The organism is Acrocarpospora catenulata (genome assembly GCF_018476525.1).
GTDB lineage: Bacteria > Actinomycetota > Actinomycetes > Streptosporangiales > Streptosporangiaceae > Acrocarpospora > Acrocarpospora catenulata.
Map to the genome: position 1 here is coordinate 17,205 of NZ_JAHCST010000036.1, position 22,763 is coordinate 39,967.

19 protein-coding genes and 1 riboswitch are annotated in these 22,763 nt (G+C 73.2%); of the genes, 18 read left to right on the plus strand and 1 reads right to left on the minus strand.

The genetic code is table 11. From position 1 onward, the window contains the following. The first annotated feature begins 2 nt into the window (after window positions 1-2). From KIP79_RS29295 to rpoZ, 6 genes are all read left to right on the plus strand, one after another. Window positions 3-863 (plus strand): dihydroorotate dehydrogenase electron transfer subunit, encoded by an 861-nt coding sequence (locus KIP79_RS29295; RefSeq protein WP_308169947.1) that lies wholly within the window; start codon window positions 3-5, stop codon window positions 861-863. Further along, a complete protein-coding gene (locus KIP79_RS29300; protein WP_308169948.1) occupies window positions 853-1,845 on the plus strand; it encodes a dihydroorotate dehydrogenase in 993 nt (330 codons plus the stop codon). Before KIP79_RS29295 ends, KIP79_RS29300 begins: the two co-directional genes overlap by 11 nt. Continuing rightward, window positions 1,842-2,549 (plus strand): orotidine-5'-phosphate decarboxylase, encoded by a 708-nt coding sequence (pyrF, locus tag KIP79_RS29305; RefSeq protein WP_214108171.1) that lies wholly within the window; start codon window positions 1,842-1,844, stop codon window positions 2,547-2,549. The genes KIP79_RS29300 and pyrF overlap by 4 nt, the downstream gene beginning before the upstream one ends. A 198-nt stretch (window positions 2,550-2,747) precedes the next feature. Further along, on the plus strand, window positions 2,748-3,071 hold the full coding sequence (gene mihF, locus KIP79_RS29310; RefSeq protein WP_155335391.1) for an integration host factor, actinobacterial type: 324 nt from the start codon (window positions 2,748-2,750) through the stop codon (window positions 3,069-3,071). A 165-nt stretch (window positions 3,072-3,236) separates the two neighbouring features. Continuing rightward, window positions 3,237-3,797, plus strand: a complete 561-nt coding sequence (gene gmk, locus KIP79_RS29315; protein ID WP_250214028.1) for a guanylate kinase — start codon at window positions 3,237-3,239, stop codon at window positions 3,795-3,797. Window positions 3,798-3,814: 17 nt separating this feature from the next. Next, window positions 3,815-4,078 carry a DNA-directed RNA polymerase subunit omega gene (gene rpoZ, locus KIP79_RS29320; RefSeq protein ID WP_214108173.1) on the plus strand — a complete coding sequence of 88 codons (264 nt, stop codon included), beginning with the start codon at window positions 3,815-3,817 and terminating at the stop codon, window positions 4,076-4,078. A 20-nt stretch (window positions 4,079-4,098) separates the two neighbouring features. Here rpoZ and KIP79_RS49025 read toward each other — a convergent pair whose 3' ends face one another. Beyond that, window positions 4,099-8,304 carry an nSTAND1 domain-containing NTPase gene (locus KIP79_RS49025; RefSeq protein ID WP_214108174.1) on the minus strand — a complete coding sequence of 1,402 codons (4,206 nt, stop codon included), beginning with the start codon at window positions 8,302-8,304 and terminating at the stop codon, window positions 4,099-4,101. Between the two features lie 312 nt (window positions 8,305-8,616). On the opposite strand from KIP79_RS49025, the gene coaBC reads away from it, so the two are divergent. From coaBC to KIP79_RS29385, 12 genes are all read left to right on the plus strand, one after another. Continuing rightward, window positions 8,617-9,828, plus strand: a complete 1,212-nt coding sequence (gene coaBC, locus KIP79_RS29330; protein ID WP_214108175.1) for a bifunctional phosphopantothenoylcysteine decarboxylase/phosphopantothenate--cysteine ligase CoaBC — start codon at window positions 8,617-8,619, stop codon at window positions 9,826-9,828. A 134-nt stretch (window positions 9,829-9,962) separates the two neighbouring features. Beyond that, on the plus strand, window positions 9,963-10,331 hold the full coding sequence (locus KIP79_RS29335) for a hypothetical protein (protein ID WP_214108176.1): 369 nt from the start codon (window positions 9,963-9,965) through the stop codon (window positions 10,329-10,331). Window positions 10,332-10,428: 97 nt separating this feature from the next. After that, window positions 10,429-11,616, plus strand: coding sequence for a methionine adenosyltransferase (metK, locus tag KIP79_RS29340; RefSeq protein WP_214108177.1), 1,188 nt, complete (start codon window positions 10,429-10,431; stop codon window positions 11,614-11,616). A 112-nt stretch (window positions 11,617-11,728) separates the two neighbouring features. Beyond that, window positions 11,729-13,867 (plus strand): primosomal protein N', encoded by a 2,139-nt coding sequence (locus KIP79_RS29345; protein WP_214108178.1) that lies wholly within the window; start codon window positions 11,729-11,731, stop codon window positions 13,865-13,867. An 84-nt stretch (window positions 13,868-13,951) separates the two neighbouring features. Next, window positions 13,952-15,658, plus strand: coding sequence for a hypothetical protein (locus KIP79_RS29350; protein ID WP_214108179.1), 1,707 nt, complete (start codon window positions 13,952-13,954; stop codon window positions 15,656-15,658). 23 nt (window positions 15,659-15,681) lie between these two features. Beyond that, complete coding sequence (locus tag KIP79_RS29355) at window positions 15,682-16,935, plus strand: hypothetical protein (RefSeq protein ID WP_250214029.1); 1,254 nt, start codon at window positions 15,682-15,684, stop codon at window positions 16,933-16,935. A gap of 124 nt (window positions 16,936-17,059) precedes the next feature. After that, window positions 17,060-17,608, plus strand: a complete 549-nt coding sequence (def, locus tag KIP79_RS29360) for a peptide deformylase (protein ID WP_214108180.1) — start codon at window positions 17,060-17,062, stop codon at window positions 17,606-17,608. Between the two features lie 28 nt (window positions 17,609-17,636). Further along, window positions 17,637-18,563, plus strand: coding sequence for a methionyl-tRNA formyltransferase (gene fmt, locus KIP79_RS29365; RefSeq protein WP_214108181.1), 927 nt, complete (start codon window positions 17,637-17,639; stop codon window positions 18,561-18,563). Between the two features lie 2 nt (window positions 18,564-18,565). Next, window positions 18,566-20,080 (plus strand): RsmB/NOP family class I SAM-dependent RNA methyltransferase, encoded by a 1,515-nt coding sequence (locus tag KIP79_RS29370; RefSeq protein ID WP_214108182.1) that lies wholly within the window; start codon window positions 18,566-18,568, stop codon window positions 20,078-20,080. 11 nt (window positions 20,081-20,091) lie between these two features. Next, entirely contained in the window at window positions 20,092-20,751 is a 660-nt protein-coding gene (rpe, locus tag KIP79_RS29375; protein ID WP_214108183.1) for a ribulose-phosphate 3-epimerase, read from the plus strand. An 82-nt stretch (window positions 20,752-20,833) separates the two neighbouring features. Further along, a riboswitch (FMN riboswitch) is annotated at window positions 20,834-20,964 on the plus strand. Window positions 20,965-21,073: 109 nt separating this feature from the next. After that, the gene (gene ribD, locus KIP79_RS29380; protein WP_308169949.1) at window positions 21,074-22,150 is read left to right on the plus strand and encodes a bifunctional diaminohydroxyphosphoribosylaminopyrimidine deaminase/5-amino-6-(5-phosphoribosylamino)uracil reductase RibD; all 1,077 of its coding nucleotides are present in this window, start codon (window positions 21,074-21,076) and stop codon (window positions 22,148-22,150) included. Further along, window positions 22,151-22,744: a riboflavin synthase gene (locus tag KIP79_RS29385; protein WP_214108184.1), complete on the plus strand. Its 594-nt coding sequence runs from the start codon at window positions 22,151-22,153 to the stop codon at window positions 22,742-22,744. The last annotated feature ends 19 nt before the right edge of the window (window positions 22,745-22,763 follow it).

Genomic DNA, 22,763 nt, shown 5'->3' on the forward strand with positions numbered 1-22,763 from the left:
GAGTGGCCGGGACACCGGTGCAGGTGACGGGAACGGTGCTGACGACGCGCCGGGTCGACGCGTACCATGCGCTGACCGTCGTCGCGCCGGCCATCGCCGACCGGTTCCGGCCCGGCCACTTCGTCACCGTCGCGGTGGGCGGGCCGCGTACCTCCATGCTCACCAGGCGGGCCTTCGCCGTGCACGACGTCAAGCCCGACTACGGCGGCACCGTCGAGTTCGTGTTCGCGGTGCGCGGCGCGGGGACCGCCTGGCTGGCCGGCCGCAAGGCCCGCGACGCGCTGGACATGGTCGGCCCGCTCGGCCGCCCCTTCCCGCTCCCGCGCGACCCCGCCACCTGCCTGCTGGTCGGCGCCGAGTACGGCTCCGCGCCGCTGTTCGCCCTGGCCGACGCGCTGCACCAGCGCAACTGCCGGGTCGACTTCGTGCTCGGCGCGCCCAGCTCCGACCGGGTCTTCGGCGCGCTGCGGGCCCGCCGCATGGGCGAGACCACCACGCTCACCACCGAGGACGGCTCGCTCGGCGTGCGCGGCTCGGTGGTGGACGTGCTGCCCAGCGTGATCACCGACACCCGGGCCGACGTGGTGTACGCCTGCGGTCCGATGCCCGTGCTGCGCGGGGTCACCGCGGTCTGCGTGCAGTTCGACATCCCGGTCCAGGTCTCCGTGGAGGAGGCGATGGCCTGCGGGATCGGCATCTGCATGACCTGCACGGTGCCGGTCATCGGCGAGGACGGGGTGACCCGGATGGTCAGGGCCTGCACCGACGGTCCGGTCTTCCGCGGGGAGCGGGTGCGCTTCGACGACGTCGGCACCATCCCGTTCGACGCGCTCGGGGCTCCCGGGGGCGACCGTGCCCGTTGACATGCGCGCGTACCTGGCGCACGTCGAGCTGCCCAACCCGATCCTGACCGCCGCCGGCTGCGCGGGGACCGGCCGCGAGCTGGCCCCCTTCGCGGACGTGACCCGGCTCGGCGCGCTCACCACCCGGTCCATCACGATGGCCCCACGGGCCGGGCGGCCCACGCCCAGGATGGCCGAGACGCCCTCCGGGCTGCTCACCTCGGTCGGCCTGCAGGGGCCCGGCGTGGACGCCTTCCTGGCCCGCGAGCTGCCCTGGCTGGCCGAGCGGGGCACCCGCACCGTGGTCTCCATCGCCGGCGGCAGCGTGGCCGAGTACACCGCGCTGGCCCGGCGGCTGGCCGACGCGCCGGGGGTCACCGCCGTCGAGATCAACCTGTCCTGCCCCAACGTGGAGGACCGCGGCCGGGTGTTCGCCAGGGACGCCGTGGCCGCCGCCGAGGTGGTCGCCTCGGTGCGTGCCGCCCTCCGCTACGACGTGCCCGTGGTGGCCAAGCTGGCCCCCGACGTGGCCGACGTGGTGGCCATCGCCCGGGCCTGCGTGGACAGCGGCGCCGACGCGCTGGCCATGATCAACACCCCGATCGGGATGAGCGTCGACGTGGACACCATGCGCCCGGTGCTGGCGGCCGGCGCCGGCGGCCTGTCCGGGCCCGCCATCCGGCCGCTGGCGGTTCGCTGCGTCTGGCAGGTGCACGCCGCGCTGCCCGGGGTACCACTCGTCGGCATGGGCGGGGTGACCAGCGGCAGGGATGCCCTTGAGCTGGTCCTGGCGGGCGCCTGCGCGGTCGCCGTGGGCACCACCCTGTTCCATGACCCGTACGCCTGTCCGCGCATCCTGAGGGAGCTGGAGGAGCTGCTCCAGGAGCGGGGCTTCGACCGCCTGGCCGACGCGGTGGGGGTGGCTCACCGGCCCGCTCAGGCCCGCGTGGACAGTTCCAGAACCGACGCTTCGAAAATTGACCTTGAGGAGAGTTCCCTGTGACGCCCGCACCCATCGCCGTCGCCCTGGACGCACCGAACCTGGAGACGGCGGCCCGCTGGGCGAGCCTGGTGACGCCGCACGTCTCGACCGTCAAGGTCGGGCTTGAACTGTACCTGCGGTACGGCCCCGACGTGATCGCCTCGGTGCGTGGGGCCAGCGGCGTGCAGATCTTCCTGGATCTCAAGCTGCACGACATCCCGAACACCGTGGCCGGGGCCGTACGGGCCGTAGGACGGCTCAAGCCGGCCATCCTGACCGTCCATGCCACGGGCGGCCCCGCGATGATCGAGGCGGCCGTGCAGGCCGCTCCTGAGCGGACCCAGATCGCCGCGGTCACCGTGCTCACGTCCCTGTCGGCGGCCGATCTGGCCCGGCTGGGCGTGCAGGGGCCCCCGGACGACGCGGTGCGGCGGCTGGCCGCGCTGGCCGTCGGCGCCGGAGCCCAGGCCCTGGTCTGCTCGCCCCGCGAGGTCGCCGCGGTGCGCGCGGAGGTCGGGCCGCGGATCACGCTCATCACCCCGGGAGTCAGGCCGGCCGGATCCGACACCCAGGATCAGGCAAGGGTAGCGACTCCGGAGGCCGCCATCGCCGACGGGGCCGACCTTCTGGTCATCGGGCGCCCGATCACCGGCTCTCCGGACCCCGGCGCGGCGGCGGCGGGGATCGCCGCGGCGCTCCGCCGGACGGCGCTTTCCCGGCCCTGAGGGCGGTGGATTGGGGACCGGCAGTTCCGTGGCTGATAGGGCCGTTTTCGTCGACAATCCGTTAGAAAGCCACTACGGAAAGTAGTTTCTTTGACTTTGTGGGGACAGAAATAGGGCTTGACGTTGCCTGATGGGGCAAAGACCAGCTACTTTCCCATCCCGTCCGAGTACATCGACAGAAATTCGAGGTGACCCGGCGTGGCTCTTCCTCCCCTGACCCCCGAGCAGCGCGCCGCAGCACTTGAGAAGGCTGCCAAGGCTCGCAAGGAGCGTGCTGAGGTCAAGAACCGGCTCAAGCATGGCGCGGTATCTCTGGCCGAGGTGCTGAAGGATGGGCAGACCGACGACGTCATCGGCAAGATGAAGGTCTCGGCTCTGCTGGAGTCGCTCCCTGGCGTGGGCAAGGTCCGCGCCAAGCAGCTGATGGAACGTCTCGGTATCGCCGAGTCCCGCCGCGTGCGGGGCCTCGGCGCTAACCAGCGCGCCTCCCTGGAGCGCGAGTTCGGCGGCGCCGAAGGCTAAGGCGTACGCTGTCGGTCATCTTCACGGGAGGCCACCCGGCCTCCCGGCGGTGACCGCATCGCGTGACACGGGGGGCATTGAGTGACCGGTATGTCCTGGCCTGAAGGCAGTCAGGCCCACAAGGCCGCCACATCCGGCGGGTCCGGGACACGGTACGGTGACTCCATGCCTCAAACCCGCCTGACGGTCCTGTCCGGGCCGTCGGGTGTGGGCAAGTCCACGGTCGTCGCCGAGCTCCGGCGGGCACACCCCGAGGTGTGGCTGTCGGTCTCGGTGACCACCAGGAAACCCCGGCCAGGCGAGACCCACGGCGTGGAGTACTTCTTCGCCGACGACGCCGAGTTCGATCGGCTGATCGCCGCCGGGGACCTCCTCGAGTGGGCCGAGTTCGCCGGCAACCGGTACGGGACGCCGCGGCAGGCCGTGCTCGACCGGCTGGCGGCCGGGATCCCCACCCTGCTGGAGATCGACCTGCAGGGCGCCCGCCAGGTCCGGGCCAGCATGCCCGAGGCGCTGCTGATCTTCCTCGCCCCACCGTCCTGGGCGGAACTGGAGCGGCGGCTGCGCGGCCGGGGGACCGAGCCGCCCGAGGTGATCGCCCAGCGCCTGGAGGCGGGCCTGGTCGAGATGGCCGCCGAGAAGGAGTTCGACCTCACCCTTGTCAACACGTCCGTCCAGGACGTGTGTCATCAGCTGATAGCCTTGATGGCTGACGTCAACGACTAGCTAGGGGATTCGACGAAGTGACCACCAGCGCGGCGTACTCAGAAGGCATCACCAACCCGTCGATCGACGCGCTCCTCGACGTGGTCGACAGCAAGTACAGCCTCGTGATCATGGGCGCCAAGCGGGCTCGGCAGATCAACGCGTACTACTCCCAGCTGGGCGAGGGCCTGCTGGAGTACGTCGGCCCCCTGGTCGAGACCCACGCCCAGGAGAAGCCCCTCTCCATCGCCCTCCGCGAGGTCTCCGAGGGCCTGCTCACCGCCGAGCCCATCGAGGGCTGAATCGCCGACCGGCCTGCGGATCAGGGCCGGCAGAAGGTCCGGTAGTCCACCGAGGGCAGATGGGTGGCCCACTCCGCGCGGGTGAGATCCCGGCCGATCTCCCGGCAGAGGTCGCGTACCAGCGGCTCCGGCTGGCGTGACCAGCGGATGATCCTGCCGTCGTCGCCTCCGGAGACCAGCTCTCCGCCGGGTCCGAAGGCCAGCCCCCTGATCGGGGCGGTGTGGCCGGTGAGGGTGAACGACGGGGTCCTGGACGCCAGGTCCCAGACGATGATCGTGTGATCCTCGCCCGCGGAGGCCAGCGCGCGCCCGTCGCGGCTGAAGGCGAGCACCTGGATGGCCGCCGTGTGCCCCTGGAGGGTGGCGGACAGCCGCCCGGTCCTGGTGTCCCACAGCTTGACGGTCCGGTTGGCGCCCGCGGTGGCGATCAGGGCGCCGTCCGGGCTGAAGGCGACGTCGAGGATGGAGCCCTGGCTGGTCCGCAGGGCGCGGATCTCGCGGTTCTTTGCCAGGTCCCAGAGGGAGAGGTCGCCGGCCGGGCTGGTGGAGGCGAGCAGCGGATCGCGGGGGCTGAACGCCAGCGCCGAGGCGAGATGGCCGGTGAGCGGGAAGTGCGCCTCGACCGGGTGTCCGGGGTCGCGGACGTCCCAGCGGTAGCGGCCGAGCGCGGTCGCGGCGAGAAAGTTCCCCCGCGGGTCGTAGCTGAGGTCGGTGGACGCCCCGAGCCCCGGGTAGTTGATCGTGGTGAGCTTCCGCTTACCGGCGAGGTCCCAGATGGTGACCGTGTGGCTGCGGGTGACCGTGGCCAGCCGCTTGCCGTCCGGGCTGAAGGCCACCGCCCGGACGTGGTCGGGATGGTCGCCGAGCGTGGCGATCGGGTTTCCGCGCCGATCCCACAGGCGCACCGTGGTGTCGCTGCCCGCCGAGGCGATGGTCTGGCCGTCGGGGCTGAACTCGATGTCGTTGACGGCTCCGCTGTGCCCGCTGAACGGGGCGAGGGCGTGCTCGCGGACCACGATGGTCCTGCCAAGACCAGCCGAGGCGAGCATCGAGCCGTCGGCGCTGAGGGCCAGCGAGAGCGATTCGGTGCGGCTCCTGTCCTGGTAGATCTCGACGAGCTGCCGTCGTTCCAGGTCCCAGACCGTGACGAAGCCATCCTCGTCGGCCGTGGCGATCCGGCCTCCCGCGGGGGCGGACATGTCCCAGGTGTACGGCGAACGCTCGGGCAGCTTCGCCAGCCGGGTCACCCCCTTACCGTCTATTCGCCAGAGCCGCACCCCGTCGTAGGCCGCGCCCGTGGCCAGGGTCCCGGTGACGGCGTCGAAGCCCAGCCGGTGGGCGTGCTCGACGGGCACCGTGGCCGTTCTGGTCCCGGAGGCGACGTCCCACACCAGGGGTTTCTCGGTCCCGCCGGTGGAGGAGACCAGGAACTTCTGGTCGGGGCTGAAGGCGAGGGCGACGACGTCCTCGCGGTGTCCCCGCAGGGTGCGGTGGCTCCCGCTGGCCACGTCCCACAGCTCGATCGCGCCCTCGCCGGCGGCCACGGCGATCTTGCTGCCGTCGGGGCTCAGCGCCATCGCGTCGGTGAGCCGTTCCCGTGACTGCCGGAAGACCGGGCGGCGGGAGTCCAGGTCCCACAGGACGACCACGCCCTCGCTGGATCCGTACGCGGCCTTGCGGATGATGGCGGCCAGCCGCCTGCCGTCGCGGCTGAACGCCACCGCCCTGGCGTGCAGCTCGCGGGGCTCGGTGCCGGGGACGGGCTCGGCGAAGGTCGCGACGCGGGTACGGCCGCGGGGATCCCACAGGCCCACCGTGCCGTCGGTGCCCGCCGAGGCCAGCCGTGAGCCGTCCGGGCTGAACGCCACCCCGTAGATCGTCGGCCCCTCGGCGTTGAGCTCGATCCGGCGGAGCGCGGCGGCCGAGACGCTCAGCAGCGCGCCCCGGGTCTCGGCCTCCGGGTTGAGCCGGAACGCGGCGATCGCCAGCAGCCCGGCCAGGTCGGGGTCGGTGCTGAGCAGGGACCGCGCCTTGAGGGCCAGCTGCCGGGTCAGCGCGACCAGCTGCTGGTGGGCGGCCTCCTGGCCCTGCCGTACCGCGACGCCGCCGCCGATCAGGGCGAGCAGGGCGAGGGCGGCCATCCCGGCCACCAGGCGTTGCAGGAGGCGGGTGCGGCGCCGGGTCGCGCTGCGCTCGCCCTCCTCAAGCTCCTGGCTGGCCCGCAGGAAGGCGTCCTCCAGCCGGTTCAGCTCCTGCGGGTGGTCCTCCGCCCAGGTCCTGGTGGCCAGCAGCCGGGCTCCCCGGTACAGGGCCCCGGCGTCGCGGCCCAGCTCCCGCCAGGTCTGCGCGGCGTCGGTGAGCCGCCGGTGCACCAGCAGGTTCGCGCGGTCGTCGGTGAGCCAGCGGTGCAGGCGGGGCCAGGCCCGGATCAGCGCCTCGTGGGCCACGTCCACCGTGTCCGCCGCGAGCACCACCAGCCGCGCGGCCGCGAGCCGGTCCAGCACGCCGGCGGTGACCTCGGGGTCGGCCAGGCCGACGAGCTCGGCCCTGGAGATGGGCCGCCGGGTGTCCTCGGTGCCGTCGCCCAGCGCGGTCAGCCGCAGGAAGATCCGGCGGGCGGCCTGCCGCTCGGCCGGGGCGAGCGCGTCGTAGACCCGTTCCGCGCTCTGCGCGATGGCGCCCCGTACGCCGCCGGCCGCCTGGTAGGCCGCCAGGGTGAGCGCCGGTCCCGTGCGGTTGCGCCAGGTCTCCAGCAGCGCGTGCGAGACCAGCGGCAGGCTGCCGGGCTCCTCTGCGGCGTCGGCCAGCACGGTGGCCAGCAGGTCGGGGGCGACGGTGAGCCCGGCCAGCGCGGCGGGACGGACCGTGATCTCCTGGAGTTCGGCGCCCGACACCGGCCCCACGAGCAGCTGGGCCTCGCCGTTCAGCGCCGCCACCAGGTCCGGGTACTGGGTCAGGTGGGCCAGGAAGTCGGCCCGCACGCCGAGCACGACGCGGCAGTCGTCCCCGGCCAGGCCCAGCAGGGCGGCCACGAACCGGCGCCGTTCCCCCTCCTCGGCGCAGAGGGTGAAGGTCTCCTCGAACTGGTCCACCACCAGGAGCAGGCGATGCGGAGCCAGCGCGGCCCGCACCGCGGCGGGATCGTCGCGCAGCTGCTCCAGGACGCTGTCCGGCTGTTGGTCGCGCACCTTCGCCAGCAGGTCGGCCAGCGCGTCCAGCGGATGCTCGCCCGGCGTCATCAGCAGGCCCTGCGGCTCATCCGAGCTCGATAACGAGCCGAGCAGCCCGGCGCGCAGCAGGGAGGACTTCCCGCTGCCCGAGGCCCCGAACACGCCGACCACCGGAAGACGGCCGACCAGGTCCCTGAGCCGCTCGGCCAGCGGGGCACGCCCGAAGAACCAGGCCCCGTCCTCCGGCTGGAACGCCGTCAGCCCCCGGTACGGCGACTCGTCCACGCCCGGTTCCGCCTGCGGCGCGCGTTCTAGGGCCGGCAGGAGGTCCTCGTCGCCCCGGAGCATCGCCTCGTGCAGGCGCTGGAGCGCCGGTCCCGGATCGATGCCGAGCTGGGCGTTCAGCACCTCCCTGGTCTCCCGGAAGACCTCGAGCGCCTCGACCTGGCGGCCCGACCGGTAGAGCGCGAGCATCAGCTGGGCGCGCAGACTCTCCCGGTACGGATGCTCCCTGGTCAGGTCGGCCAGCTCGTCCGCCACCTCCAGATGCCGCCCCAGGCCCAGCTCGGCCTCCGCCAGCCGCTCGCGCGCGGTCAGCCGGGCCTCCTCCAGCCGCCTGGCCTCCTCGGCGATGAGCGCGCAGTCGCCGAACTCCGCGAACGCCGGACCGCGCCACAGGCTGAGCGCCGCCCGCAGCCGCTCCCTGGCCGTTTCGAGCTCGCCCCGGTCCAGGGCGGCGCCGCCCTGGGTGGCCAGGCCGCGGAAGCGCGCCGCGTCCAGGCCGTCGGGAATGATCGCGTACCCGCCGGGCCGTCCGGCCAGCACGTCCGTGCCGTAGGTGCGGCGCAGCTGGTGCACGTACAGCTGGATGTTGCGCCGCGCGGAGGCGGGCGGCCGCTCGCCCCAGACGGCGGTGATCAGCCAGTCCACGGACACCGGCTGACCGGCCTTGGCCAGCAGCGCGGCCAGGGTGAGCTGAAGCTTCGGCGCGCCGTCGACCGGGCTCAGCCTGCCGTCACGGGAGACGCTGAGCGGCCCCAAAACATGAAATTCCACCCAGACTCCGCCCCCTCGGACTTCGGGATGGGGAGAAGAATTCTGGACCTCGCCAGGATCTGTCAATCGACCGGTCAGGGGATGGAACGTTTCCCGCGACGGCCGAAATGCGGGTGACCAGCGCATATACCGCGCCTATACCGGTGTGATCGATGATCTACCCAAACCGACCCGGGTTCCTCGGGCTGCTGGAGCCGCGGGATGGTTGTGGGGATACAACCCGCCTCCCACCGCGACGGCGCACGTGCCGGTGTGATCCGCACGGTGGGAGGCGGCGGCCCCGGTGGTCGCGGCCGGTGGCACAGTGGGGGCATGAGATGGAAGGTCGTCGTCGGGGTCTGCGCGGGGATCGCGGTCTACAAGGCGTGTGAGCTGGTCCGGCTGTTCACCGAGTCGGGGCACGAGGTCCGGGTGGTGCCCACCAGGGACGCCCTGCGGTTCGTGGGGGAGCCGACCTGGGCGGCGCTGTCCGGGAACCCGGTCAGCGCCGAGGTCTGGGACGCGGTGCACGAGGTGCCCCACGTGCGGATCGGGCAGAGCGCCGACCTGGTGGTGGTGGCCCCCGCCACCGCGGACGTGCTGGCCAGGGCGGCGGCCGGGCTGGCCAACGACCTGCTGACCAACACGCTGCTGACCGCCAGGTGCCCGGTGGTGTTCGCGCCCGCCATGCACACCGAGATGTGGGAGCACCCGGCCACCCAGGCCAACGTCGCCACCCTGCGTTCGCGGGGGGCCATCGTGATCGAGCCCGCCGTCGGGCGGCTGACCGGGGCCGACACCGGCAAGGGGCGGCTGCCGGAGCCGCAGCAGATCTTCGAGGTCTGCCGGGGCGTGCTGCGGGGCGGGTCGGCGGACCTGGCCGGGCGGCACGTGGTCATCTCGGCGGGCGGGACCCGGGAGGCGATCGACCCCGTCCGGTTCATCGGCAACCGCTCCTCGGGGCTGCAGGGGTACGCGCTGGCCCGCACCGCCCTGGCCCGCGGCGCCGAGGTCACCCTCGTGTCGGCCAACGTGGCGTTGCCCGACCCCGCGGGCGCCAAGGTGGTCCGGGTCGAGTCCGCGATCCAGCTGCGGGAGGCCGTGCTGGCCGCCGCGGAGAGCGCGGACGCCGTCGTGATGGCCGCCGCCGTCGCCGATTTCCGGCCCGTACGGCAGAGCACCGGGAAAATCAAGAAGACCGCCGACGACCCCGACCCCATCTATCTGACGAAAAATCCGGACATCTTGCAGGAGTTGGGGGAGGTGCGGGCGGCTCGGCGGGCGGATGGCCTGCCGTACCCGGAAGTGATCGTCGGGTTCGCCGCCGAGACCGAGGACATGATCGCCAACGGGCAGGCCAAGCTCCGGCGGAAAGGCTGTGACCTGCTGGTCGTCAACCAGGTGGGGGAGAACCTCGCCTTCGGCACGCCCGACAACGCGGCCGTGGTGCTGGTCGCCGGCGGTGACCCGGTTGAGATCCCACGGGGGCCAAAAGAGGATCTGGCGGGCATAGTGTGGAATCTGGTAGGCGCGCGCTTGGTGTAACGGCGGCCCTGCCGGGAGAAACAGCAATTGGATCGATTGTCCCCGAGGTTCGAGCCCCTACCCCCCTAGGGCAGTCCCACCCGTACCCAGCAGCCGTGCGCACCCGGGCCGTGGAGATCGGAAGGAGCGATGCCATGCCGGTGACCGCCGCTGTCCGGGAGCGCTGCCGCGCCCTGCTCCCGATCGGCGAGGATCTCCGTTACGTGTTCCCCGCCCGGTCGCCGGGCGCCCCCGGGGTGGCCGCCTTCCTGATCGTGGTCACCGACCGGTCCATCACCGTGCTCGCCGGCAACCCGGCCGAACGGCCGGAGCCCGCCTCGGTCTGGGCCGTGCACCCGCGACGCACCCGGCTGGGCCCCATCGAGTTCGCGGGGGGCCCGAGCATCGAGCTCGGCGGCATGGTCTTCCGGGTGGACGAGGAGTACGTCGCGGTGGTCGGCGCCGCCGACGCGGAGGCGTTCTCGCCGGGCGACCTACCACGGGACCCCCTGCCCGACTTGTGACGAATAGAGTATGAGACAGTTTCGCGGCGCCACGCTCCCTAGGGCTACACTCAGCGAAGCCATTTGACGTCAGCAGCCGCTGCATAGGAGCCACGAGTTGTCCCGTCGCCTGTTCACCTCCGAGTCGGTTACCGAGGGCCACCCCGACAAGATCGCCGACCAGATCAGTGACGCGATTCTCGACGCCATGCTCAAGGACGACCCTAAGAGCCGCGTCGCCGTCGAGACGATGATCACTACTGGCCAGGTCCACGTCGCGGGTGAGGTGACGACCGAGACTTATGTCGACATCCCCGGCGTCATCCGCGAGAAGATCCTGGAGATCGGCTACGACGCCTCGCACAAGGGCTTCGACGGCGCCTCCTGCGGCGTCTCGGTGTCCATCGGCGCCCAGTCGCCCGACATCGCGCAGGGCGTCGACGACGCCTACGAGATCCGCGAGGGCGAGACCGCCGACGAGCTCGACCGGCAGGGCGCCGGCGACCAGGGCCTGATGTTCGGCTACGCCTGCCGCGAGACCCCCGAGCTCATGCCGCTGCCGATCACCCTGGCGCACCGCATGGCCAAGCGGCTGTCCGAGGTCCGCAAGAACGGCACCGTGCCGTACCTGCGCCCGGACGGCAAGACCCAGGTCACCATCGAGTACGACGGCGACCGCCCGGTCCGGCTGGACACCGTCGTGGTCTCCACCCAGCACGCGCCGGAGATCGACCTCAAGGAGATGCTCACCCCGGACATCCGGGAGCACGTGGTCGAGCCCGTGCTCGCCGACCTGGACATCCAGGTCGAGGGCTACCGGCTGCTGGTCAACCCCACCGGCCGCTTCGAGATCGGCGGCCCGATGGGCGACGCGGGCCTCACCGGGCGCAAGATCATCGTGGACACTTACGGCGGCATGGCCCGCCACGGCGGCGGCGCCTTCTCCGGCAAGGACCCCTCCAAGGTGGACCGCTCGGCCGCGTACGCCATGCGCTGGGTGGCCAAGAACATCGTCGCCGCCGGCCTCGCCGACCGCGCCGAGGTCCAGGTCGCCTACGCCATCGGCAAGGCCCAGCCCGTCGGCGTCTTCGTGGAGACCTTCGGCACCGAGAAGGTCGCCGTAGCCAAGATCCAGGAGGCCGTGCTCCAGGTCTTCGACCTCCGCCCCGCCGCCATCATCCGGGACCTCGACCTCCTGCGCCCCATCTACTCCGAGACCGCCGCCTACGGCCACTTCGGCCGAGAGGGCGTCTCCTGGGAGTCCACCGACCGCGCCGACGCCCTCCGCGAAGCCGCCGGTCTCTGATCCTCCATCCAGCGACGGCGCCCGCCCATCCTCTGGCGGGCGCCGTTTCGGTGTTCTGGGCCGACCTGGGAGAACGCCCGGAGCGGTGGTTCGGATCTGGTAGGACAGGAGGGTGACCGGGTCAGTGGAGGCCTCGCAGGAGGCTCTGATCGCGCTGCCGGAAGGGCCCGCGGGTGGTAAGGGCGTGAGCAGGGCGAAAGGGGCTCCGGAGGCGGCGGGGGAGCTGCCCGTGGCCCGGGTGGTGGTGGATTCGTTGCTGCCGCACCTGGACCGGGCCTTCGACTATCTCGTGCCCGCCGCCATGGACGGGGACGCGGTCCCCGGGTGCCGGGTGCGGGTGCGGTTCGCCGGGAAGCTGACGGACGCCTTCCTGCTGGAGCGGCTTTCGGAGAGCGAGCACGAGGGACAGCTGCTGTTCCTCGACCGGGTGGTCTCGCCCGAGGCGGTGCTGACCCCGGAGATCGCCGCTCTCGCCCGCGCGGTCGCCGACCGGTACGCGGGGACGCTGTCGGACGTCCTGCGCATCGCCATTCCGCCCCGGCACGCCAGGGCGGAGGGCGAGACCGCCGAGAGCGACCGCCCGGCCGCCGCGTTCCCGCACCGGCCCTGCAACGCCTGGGCGGCCTACCCCATCGGAGAGTCGTTCCTGGCGGCTCTCCGCGAAGGGCGGGCACCCCGGGCCGTGTGGACCGCCGTGCCGGGGACGGACGACGACGGCCCCACCTGGCCGCTGGCCGTCGCGGAGGCGGTGCGGGCGACGGTCGAGGGCGGCAGAGGCGCCCTGGTGGTGCTGCCGGACGGTAAGGACGTGGCCCTGCTCGACCGGGCGCTCTCCGACCCGGACGAAGGCGGTCGCAGGAAGGGCACCAGCGACGGGACCCGCGGATGGCACGTCGCCATCAGCGCCGATCTCGGACCCGCCGAGCGGTACCGGCGCTGGTTGCGGGTGCTGAGGGGCCAGGTGCGGGTGGCCGTCGGCCTGCGGGGAACGGCGTTCGCGCCCGTGCGGGACCTTGGTCTGATGGTCATCTGGGACGACGGGGATGATCTTCATGCCGAGCGGCACGCGCCCTATCCGCACGCCAGGGAGGTCCTCGCCATGCGGGCGGAGCGCACGGGAGCCGGTCTCCTGATCGGCGGGTACGCGATGAGCGCCGACGGGGCCAGGCTGATCGCCACCGGCTGGGCCAAGCCGCTGGTGCCGGACCGGGAGGCGGTCCGGGCGCGGGCGCCGAGGATGCGCCCGGCGGGGGACGACGCGGAGCTGGCCCGTGACCAGGCCGCCCGGCGGGCCCGGCTGCCCAGCCTGGCGTGGCGGGCGCTCAAGCAGGGGCTGGAGCAGGGGCCGGTGCTGGTCCAGGTGCCACGCAGGGGCTATCTGCCCGCCCTGGCCTGCCAGCACTGCCGCGCGCCCGCCCGCTGCTCGGCCAAGTCCGCGGCGGTGGACCCGGCGGCGGACCCGGCGGTGGACGCGGTGGACGCGGCGCACGCCTGCTCCGGGCCGCTGGCGTTGCGGAGCGGGCACGCGATGCCGTACTGCCGGTGGTGCGGGCGGATCGCCGGGGACTGGCGGTGCGGGGTGTGCGGCGGAAACCGGGTCAGGGCCAGTGTGGTCGGGGCCAGGCGGACGGCCGAGGAGCTGGGGCGGGCGTTCCCCGCGGTGCCGGTGAAGACCTCGGGGCGGGACGGCGTGCTGGCGACGGTCGGCGGCAAACCGGCGCTGGTGGTGGCCACGCCGGGGGCCGAGCCGGTGGCCGAGGGCGGCTACGCGGCGGCGGTGCTGCTGGACGGCTGGGCGTTGCTCGGGCGGCCGGACCTGCGGGCGGGCGAGGAGGCGCTGCGGCGGTGGATGAACGCCGCCGCCCTGGTCCGGCCCGGCGGCGAGGTGGTCGTCATGGCGGACTCCGCGGTGCCGGTGGTGCAGGCGATGGTGCGGTGGGACGCGATCACCTACGCCGACCGCGAGCTCCAGGACCGGGCCCAGCTGGGCTTCCCGCCGGTGACGACGATGGCCACGCTGACCGGCCAACCGGCGGCGGTGCGGGAGATGCTGGCCGGTCTCGGCCTGCCGGCGCGCGCGGACGTGCTGGGGCCGGTGCCCGTCGAGGACGGCGCCGAGCGGGCCATGGTCCGGGTGCCGCGCCAGGCCGCGCCGGAACTGGCCAGGACGCTGAAGGGCGCCGCCGGGGTCAGATCGGCCCGCAAGGCCGAGGTGGTCCGGGTCCAGATCGACCCCCTCGAACTGATCTGAACCCACAGGTCACCGCGTTCCCAGGGGTCTCAACCGGGTTCGCTCCGATTCGCGATGCGGTCAGTAACCCGTTAGCGTCTCCCTGTGTCGATCGAATGGGTGAACCGGGCCATCGACGGTCTGCGCGCGTGGGGGAAAGAGAAGGGCGTCGAACTCGACGTCGACGAGGTGCGGTTGCTGTGCGACTACGCCAGCGACTACCTGGAGGTCAACGAGCTCGGCGACTTCCGGCCGGCCACGTTCGAGGAACTGCTGCTGGAGATCTACCCGCGCAAGGTGATCGCCCCGCCGGAGACCGCGCCGGAGACGGTGGCCGCCGCCAGGACGCTCGTGGAGTTCCTGGTCGACACCGGCGAGATCGCCACCAAGGCGGCCGCCAGGATGCGCGCCACCCTGGACCGGATCGGCCCCGAGATGCCCGCCGCCCTCGCTGACACCAGCAAGTACGGCATGGCCAAGAGCATCTTCAGCGCCATCGGTCCCGAGTCCCTGGAACTGGGCGACCCGGCGGCCGTCCAGGGCGCGATGGCCGAGGCCCGCGCGGCCCCCGCGGACACGATCGACACCGACGTCATCGACGAGGAGTGTGACTGCCCGGGCTGCGCCCCCCTCCCGCCGGTACGGCTCCCGCCCACCGCCGAGGTGGTCGCCTCCTGCCGCGAGGTCCCGCTGCTCGACGACGCCCACCGCGTGGTGGCCTGGCTGGTCGAGCGGAACGCCACCAGCACGGTCCGCCGCGCCCTGCGGGTCAGGGACGCCGGGCGCATCACCGCCGAGCTGGGGGTGCCCCGCCCCGCCCTGGCCTGGCGGCTGGCCCTGGAACTCGGCCTGGCCGAGCTGGCCGGCACCACGATCGTCCAGGAGCAGGGCTACCGCCCGCTGGCCGAGCGCACCTTCGAGGAGGTGCTGGACCTGTGGGTGGGCACGGTGGAGTTCCTCGGCGAGGAGGGCCGCGAGGTGACCGGCGCCCCCGCCGTGGACGAGGAGATCTACTCCATCCACGACCTGCTCTACCGCCTGCGCGAGCCGGTCGCGCTGGACGCGCTCGCCGACTACCTGCGCGAGGTCACCGACGGCGCCCTGATCGAGGACCTCCCCGCGGCCCTGGAGGGCCTGCGGTACGCGGGCACCGTCCTGCTCACCCCGGAGGGCCTGGCCCTCACCCCGCACGGCCTCTGGGGCCTGCGCGAGATGTACGTCGAGCTCGGCCTGGACGCCCCGATCGCCCCCGACCTGGCCGAGGGCGACGCCGAGGCGCTCATCACCGGCCTGCTGAACGAGGGCCTGCCCGACGAGCTGGCCGAGCAGGACGTGGCCCGCTGGCTGGCCGCCCGCACCCCCGAGCAGGCCGCCGCCGAACTGCTGGCCGCCGTGGCCGGTGCCCCCGCCCAGGTGCGCGGCGTGGCCGTGAGCATCGTGGACCGGCTGGACGCCGCCGCCGAGCCGGCCGTCCGCGACCGCCTGACCGACCAGGAGCTGCGCCCGCACGCCATCCACTGGCTGGTGGCCCGCGGCCTGGACGCCCCGCCGCTGACCGAGGCCGAGGCGCTCTGGGTGAGCGTGGACATGCTCGCCCTGGCCATCCCGGCCGCCGCCGCCGACCCGGAGCGGTTCGCCGAGAACATGGGCGCCTCCGGGCCGCCGCCCGAGGTGATCGAGGACATGTGGCGGGTGGACCACCCGGATCTGGTGGAGGTGCTGGAGCTGCTCGGCCAGACCCTCGCCGACGAGAACGCCGCGAAGGCGGCGCGGAAGGCCGCATTCAAGGCCCGTTCGCGGGGCATCAGGTAACTCCTGTGGAGTAAGTTGCAGAGATGCCTGGTTCTGGGATCCTCGACAGGGACGTGCTCACCTTCCCGCCGGTCGACCTGGCGCTCGACGCCGAGTTGGCGGCCACCGTGCTCACCGTGCCGCTGGTGCGGGACGCGCACCGGCTGGCCGGGTGGACCGGGGCGCGCGGGGTCACCGCCGAGCACCTGCTGAGCGAGGCCGACGCCGCCGCCGCGGCGACGGCGCTCGGGGTGGACACCCGGCGGCTGCGGCTGCTCTGGGTGGTCGCGGTGAACGGCCGGCTGATCGAGCTCACCAAGGAGGGCGCCCGCCCCGGCCCGGGCGTGGCCGACCCCATGGAGTTCTGGGACGGCGTGGTGATGGACGTCCTGGACCGCACCGACGACCCCGCCGGGCTGACCGGGTCGAGCGTGATCGACGAGCATCTCACCGAGATCCTGGCCACCATGTACTCGGTCCGCGACGGCATGTCCTCGGCCACCCTCGCCTCCGGCATCCTGCAGGCGCACGAGGTGGGCTGCGCGGCCCGCGCCCCCGAGCTGCGCCGTCTGCGCATCTCGCTGCCCACCGAGCTGGCCGACGCGATGGACCTGCTCTCCTACTGCGGCCTGATCGAGATCGCGGGCGACCTGGTCCGGCTCACCCCGCGCGGGGTCTGGGCGGTCCGGCGGGACCTGCTCAGGGAGGGTCACGACGCGCCGTCCCTGCGCGAGGTGGCCGGTCTGGCCGAGCTGAGCGCCGGCGAGCTGGTGGCGGCGCTGCTGGCCGGGCGGGCCTCGGCCAGCGCGGCCACCCTGTGGCTGGAGCGCCGTGTCCCCGAGGAGGCCGCCCGGGACCTGATCAAGGTGGCCGCCTGCGGCAACGCGGCCCAGCGCGGCACCGCGGACACCATCCTGGAGGAGCTCGGCCCCGAGGCCGCCCCCGCCGTGCGGGAGGCCCTGGCCGAGCCCATGATGTGGCGGTACGCCGCCGCCTGGCTGGGCGTGCGCGACCTGGAGGCCCCGGCCCTGGGCGGCCAGGACGGCGCCTGGGTGGCGGTGGACACCCTGGCCGCGCTGCTCTACCTGGGCGACCGGGTGGACTCCCCGGCCAAGCTGGACATCCTCGGCGAGGACCTGCTCACCCTGGTCCCCGAGATGGGCGCCGTGGACCACCCCGACACGATGGCCGTGCTGGAACTGCTCGGCAAGCACCACCCGGACGTGGTGGTGGCAAAGGCGGCGCGGAAGACGGCGATGAAGGCGCGCTCGGCCCTGGCGGGACGCCAGGCCCCGTAAACTGGGGAGATCCCGAGTTTTAACGAGAAACCCGTCCCATGGACAGCCGCATAGTCGCCGACCAGGGTGCTCGCCGCTGCGGCTGCCCAGATCACGACTTTCTCATTAAAGGAGGAGCCCGCTTGTGGCAATTCAGCCGATCCGCCTGTTCGGCGACCCCGTCCTGCGCACCCCGGCTGACTCGGTCGTGGACTTCGACAAGGAGCTGCGCAAGCTCGTCAAGGACCTGACCGACACCATGATGGACGCGCCGGGCGCGGGTCTGGCGGCGCCGCAGATCGGTGTCGGCCTGCGGGTCTTCACCTACTACGTGGACGAGCAGCTGGGCCATCTGATCAACCCGGACCTGGATCTCTCCGCCGACCTGGATGAGGAGGGCGAGGAGGGCTGCCTGTCCTTCCCCGGCCTGTCCTTCCCGACGCCACGCGCGATCCGCGCCGTAGCCAAGGGCTACAACATGCACGGAGAGCCGGTCACCCTGGAGGGCACCGACCTGATGGCCCGCTGCTTCCAGCACGAGACCGACCACCTCAACGGGGTGCTGTTCATCGACCGCATGGACGCCAAGCAGCGCAAGCTGGCCATGAAGGCGATCCGCGAGGCGGAGTGGAGCGGCCTGTCGGCCCCGGTCGTCAAGCTCTCCCCGCACGCCACGCACGGCCGGGCGCTCTGACCGCCGCCCCGGGAAAGGAAACGATCAGGTGAGGCTGGTCTTCGCGGGCACGCCGGAGACCGCGCTGCCGTCGTTGCGGGCGCTGCTGGCGTCCCGCCACGAGGTGGTCGCGGTGGTGACCCGGCCGGACGCGCAGTCGGGCCGCGGCAGGAAGGTGCACCCCAGCCCGGTGGCCGAGCTGGCCCAGGAGGCGGGCGTCGAGGTGCTCCGCCCGGCCAAGGCGGGGGATCCGGAGTTCCTGGCGCGGCTCAGGGAGATCGCCCCGGACTGCTGCCCGGTGGTCGCCTACGGCGCGCTGCTGCCGCAGGCCGCCCTGGACATCCCCCCGCAGGGCTGGATCAACCTGCACTTCTCGCTGCTGCCCGCCTGGCGCGGCGCGGCCCCGGTGCAGCACGCCATCCTGCACGGGGACGAGATCACCGGCGCGGCCACCTTCCGGATCGTCAAGGAACTGGACGCCGGGCCCGTCTTCGGCGTGCTGACCGAGTCCGTCCGCCCCTCGGACACCAGCGGCGACCTGCTGGCCCGGCTGGCCGACGCCGGGGCGGGACTGCTGCTCGCCACGCTGGACGGGGTCGCCGACGGCACGCTGGAGGCCCGCCCGCAACCGGCCGAAGGGGTCAGCCTGGCCCCCAAGATCACCGTCGAGGCGGCCCGGGTGGACTGGGCGGCTCCCGCGATGCGGGTGGACCGTCTGATCCGGGCCTGCGCCCCGGCGCCCGGCGCCTGGACCGACTTCCGCGGCCAGCGCCTCAAAATCGGTCCGGTACGGCTCGCGCCGGAGGCGGAGAAGCTCGCGCCAGGGGAGCTGCGGGCCACCAAGCACAGCGTGCTGGCCGGAACCGGGAGCCACCCGGTGGAGCTGGGCGAGGTGCAGCCGCAGGGTAAGCGTCAGATGACGGCGGACGAGTGGGCGCGCGGCGTCCGCGTGACGGACCAGGATCGGCTGGACTAGCCATGACCGGCGCCAGGAACAACGGCAAGAACACGGCCAAGAACGCGGCCAACAACCTTGCCAAGGACCCTGCCAAGAACAACGGCAAGGGCACGAACAAGGCCACCGGCGGCGGCGCCGGCGGCACTGGCGGCACCGGGCCGCAGCGGCGTGGCGGCCGGAAGGGCGCCCGCCCGCGCAAGCCGTACCGGGACGCGGCCCGTAACGCCGCCTACGACCTGATCCGCGCGGTCGACGAGCGGGACGCCTACGCCAACCTGCTGCTGCCCGCGCTGCTCCGCCAGCGCGGCATCACCGGCCGGGACGCGGCCCTGGCCACCGAGCTGGCCTACGGCACCCTGCGCGGCCTGGGCAGCTACGACGAGGTGATCGCCGCCTGCAGCGACCGGGCCCCTGAGGACGTGGACCCCCCGCTGCTCGACGCCATCCGGATGGGCGTGCACCAACTGCTCAAAACCCGCATCCCCCCGCACGCCGCGGTCAGCGCCACCATCGACCTGGTCCGCCTGCGCGTCGGCCAGGGCCAGTCCAGGTACGCCAACGCCGTGCTCCGCAAGGTGGCGGGGCGGGATCTGGCGGAGTGGCTGGCCATCGTCGCGCCCCCGGCCGACAAGGACCCGGTCGGCCATCTGGCCGTGGTGCACAGCCACCCGGCCTGGATCGTCTCCGCGCTGCGCGACGCGGTGGGCGGCGACTTCGGCGAGACCGCCGCGCTGCTGGCCGCCGACAACGAGCGCCCCCGGGTGGCCATGGTGGCCCGCCCCGGCCGTGCCACGCTGGACGAGCTGCTCGCCGCCGGGGCGGAACCGGCCGCCTACTCGCCGTACGGGGCGTACCTGACCGAGGGCGACCCCGGGTCGATGGCCGCGGTCGGCGAGGCGCGGATCGCGGTGCAGGACGAGGCGAGCCAGCTGGTCGCGCTGGCGCTGACCCGGGTGCCGCTGGACTCCGACGGCACCTGGCTGGACATGTGCGCGGGCCCGGGCGGCAAGGCCGGGCTGCTGGACGCGATCGCCACCCAGACCGGGGCCCGGCTGCTGGCGGCCGACGTCCAGGAGCACCGGGCCCGGCTGGTCTGGCAGGCCACCAAGGAGGCCAAGGTGGTGATCGCCGACGGCACCCGGGGGCCCTGGCGGCCCGGGGCCTTCGACCGGGTGATGCTGGACGCGCCGTGCACCGGCCTGGGCGCCCTCCGCCGCCGCCCGGAGGCGCGCTGGCGGCGCGACCCGAGATCGATACCCGAGCTGACCCGGCTCCAGCGGCGGCTGCTGGACGCCGCCCTCGACGCGGTACGGCCCGGCGGCGTGGTGGCGTACGTGACGTGCTCCCCGCACCTGGCCGAGACCCGCGCCGTGGTGGGCGATGTGGCCGACCGGGTGGACGTCCTGGACGCCCGGGAGTTCCTGCCCGAGGTGCCGGGCCTGGGCGACGGCCCGTACGCGCAGTTCTGGCCGCACCGGCACGGTACCGACGCGATGTTCCTGGCCCTGCTCAAACGGCGTTCCGGGGACCAATAGACTCGGGGCTCATGGCCGTTCAGATCTCGCCCAGCATTCTCTCCGCCGACTTCGCCCGCCTCGCCGACGAGGCGGCCCGGGTTGAGGGGGAGGCCGACTGGTTGCATGTCGACGTCATGGACAACCACTTCGTGCCCAACCTCACCCTCGGCCTGCCGGTGGTGGAGGCGCTGCTGCGGGCCACCTCGATCCCGGTCGACTGCCACCTGATGATCGAGGACCCGGACCGCTGGGCGCCCGGGTACGCCGAGGCCGGGGCCGGGAGCGTGACCGTGCACGCCGAGGCGGCCAAGGCGCCGGTGCGCACCCTGCGGGCGATCCGCGCCGCCGGGGCCCGCTCGGGCTTCGCGCTCAACCCGGCCACCGCCGTGGAGCCGTACGAGGACCTGCTGCCCGAGATCGACATGCTGCTGCTGATGACCGTGGAGCCGGGGTTCGGCGGCCAGCGGTTCCTGGACGTGGTGCTGCCCAAGGTGACCCGGGCCCGGGCTCTGATCGAGAAGCACGGCGGGGAGATCTGGCTCCAGGTGGACGGCGGCGTCTCCGCCGAGACCATCGAGCGCTGCGCGACGGCCGGGGCGGACGTGTTCGTGGCCGGAAACGCGGTCTACGCGGCCGCTGACCCGGCTGAGGCGGTGCGCCGGTTGCGGGAGTTGGCCACGGGGTTCTGACCGGCCAGGACGTCCGGCAGCCGATCATCTGACACCCGGTCGGCCATTTCCGTGCAAGTCATGGCACACTGGTATCCGAGCAAAGCGTGCTCCGGGGTCGGTGTAATTCCGAACCGGCGGTTAAAGTCCGCGACCCGGCCGAAGCCATCGGCCGGTTGATCTGGTGAAATTCCAGGACCGACGGTGAAAGTCCGGATGGGAGGCAGCGCGCGAGCGGGCGGTGGCAGCGCCCCCGGCACCAGCCGGAGCGGCATATCCGCCGTCCGTTGCCCTTGCGCCGCCCCGGAGTCCGCCTGGAGACACAGGTGAGGAGAGACCCGGGGTGTCAGACCAGAGCGACGCCGACTTCATGCGGCGCGCCATCGCGCTAGCCGCCCACGGCCTCGGCGGCACCAGCCCCAACCCCGTGGTGGGCTGCGTCGTGCTGGACTCGTCGGGCAACCCGGTGGGGGAGGGCTACCACGCCCGCGCCGGCGGGCCGCACGCCGAGATCCACGCCCTGCGCGCGGCGGGGGACTGGGCCAGGGACGGCACCGCGTACGTCACGCTGGAGCCCTGCGACCACATCGGCAGGACCGGGCCGTGCAGCCAGGCGCTGATCGAGGCGGGCGTGCGCCGGGTCGTGGTGGCGGTCACCGACCCCAACCCGCTGGCCGCCGGCGGCGTGGCCCGGCTGCGGGCGCACGGCATCCAGGTGGACACCGGGGTGCTGGCCGAGGAGGCCGAGGCGGGCAACGCGGCCTGGCTGACCTCGGTACGGCTCGGCCGGCCGTACGTGACCTGGAAGTTCGCGGCGACGCTGGACGGACGCTCGGCGGCACAGGACGGCACCAGCAAGTGGATCACCTCCACCCAGGCACGCGGCGACGCGCACCGGCTGCGCGCCCAGCAGGACGCCATCCTGGCCGGGATCGGCACCGTGCTCGCCGACGACCCCCGGCTGACCGCCCGCCCGGCCGGCCCCAAACCCCTGCTCCGGGTGGTGCTGGACAGCGACGGCCGCACCCCGCCGGAGGCGCGCGTGCTGGACTCCGCCGCCCCCACCCTGATCGCGATCGCCGACGACGCCAAAGCCCCCGAGGCCGACTACGTCCGCCTGCCGCGCGTGCCCGGCGGCCTGGACCTGACCGCCCTGCTGGCCGAGCTGCGCGCCCGCGGCGTGGTGAGCCTGATGGTGGAGGGCGGCCCCGTGGTGGCCGGGGCCTTCGTGAAAGCCGGGCTGGTGGACCGGGTGGTCGCCTATCTGGCCCCGGCCCTGCTCGGCTCGGGCGCCGCCGCGCTGGGCCCGGCCGGGGTGGCCACCATCGGCGGCACCCACCGGCTGGAGTTCCTCGACGTCGCCCCCGTCGGGCCGGACCTGCGGATCACCGCCCGGCCGATCCCCCTGAAGGAGTTGTAGATGTTCACCGGAATCGTGGAGGAACTCGGCGAGGTGGTGCGGATCGACCGGCTGGGCGCCGACGCCGCCCGGCTGGCGGTACGCGGGAAGCTGGTCACCGTGGGCACCGGGCACGGCGAGTCGATCGCGGTCAACGGCGTCTGCCTGACCGTGGTGGACGTGACCGGTGAGGTGTTCACCGCCGACGTGATGAAGGAGACCCTGGACCGCTCGTGCCTGGGGGTGCTCCAGCCCGGGTCGCGGGTGAACCTGGAGCGGGCCGTCCGGGTGGACCAGCGGCTGGGCGGCCACATCATGCAGGGTCACGTGGACGGCACGGGGGTCATCCTGACCCGCGAGCCCACCCCGCACTGGGAGGTGGTCCGCCTCTCCCTCCCATCCGATTTGTCGCGCTATGTAGTGGAAAAGGGATCGATCGCGGTGGACGGTGTGAGCCTCACCGTGACCGCCGTTGACGAGCGGAGCTTCGCGGTCAGCCTGATCCCCGCCACCCTCGCGCTCACCACGCTCGGCGCCAAGCAGCCGGGCGACCCCGTCAACCTCGAGGTCGACGTCATCGCCAAGTACGTCGAGAAGCTAGTGATCAGATCATGAAAGTGGAAAGCGGTGGCGG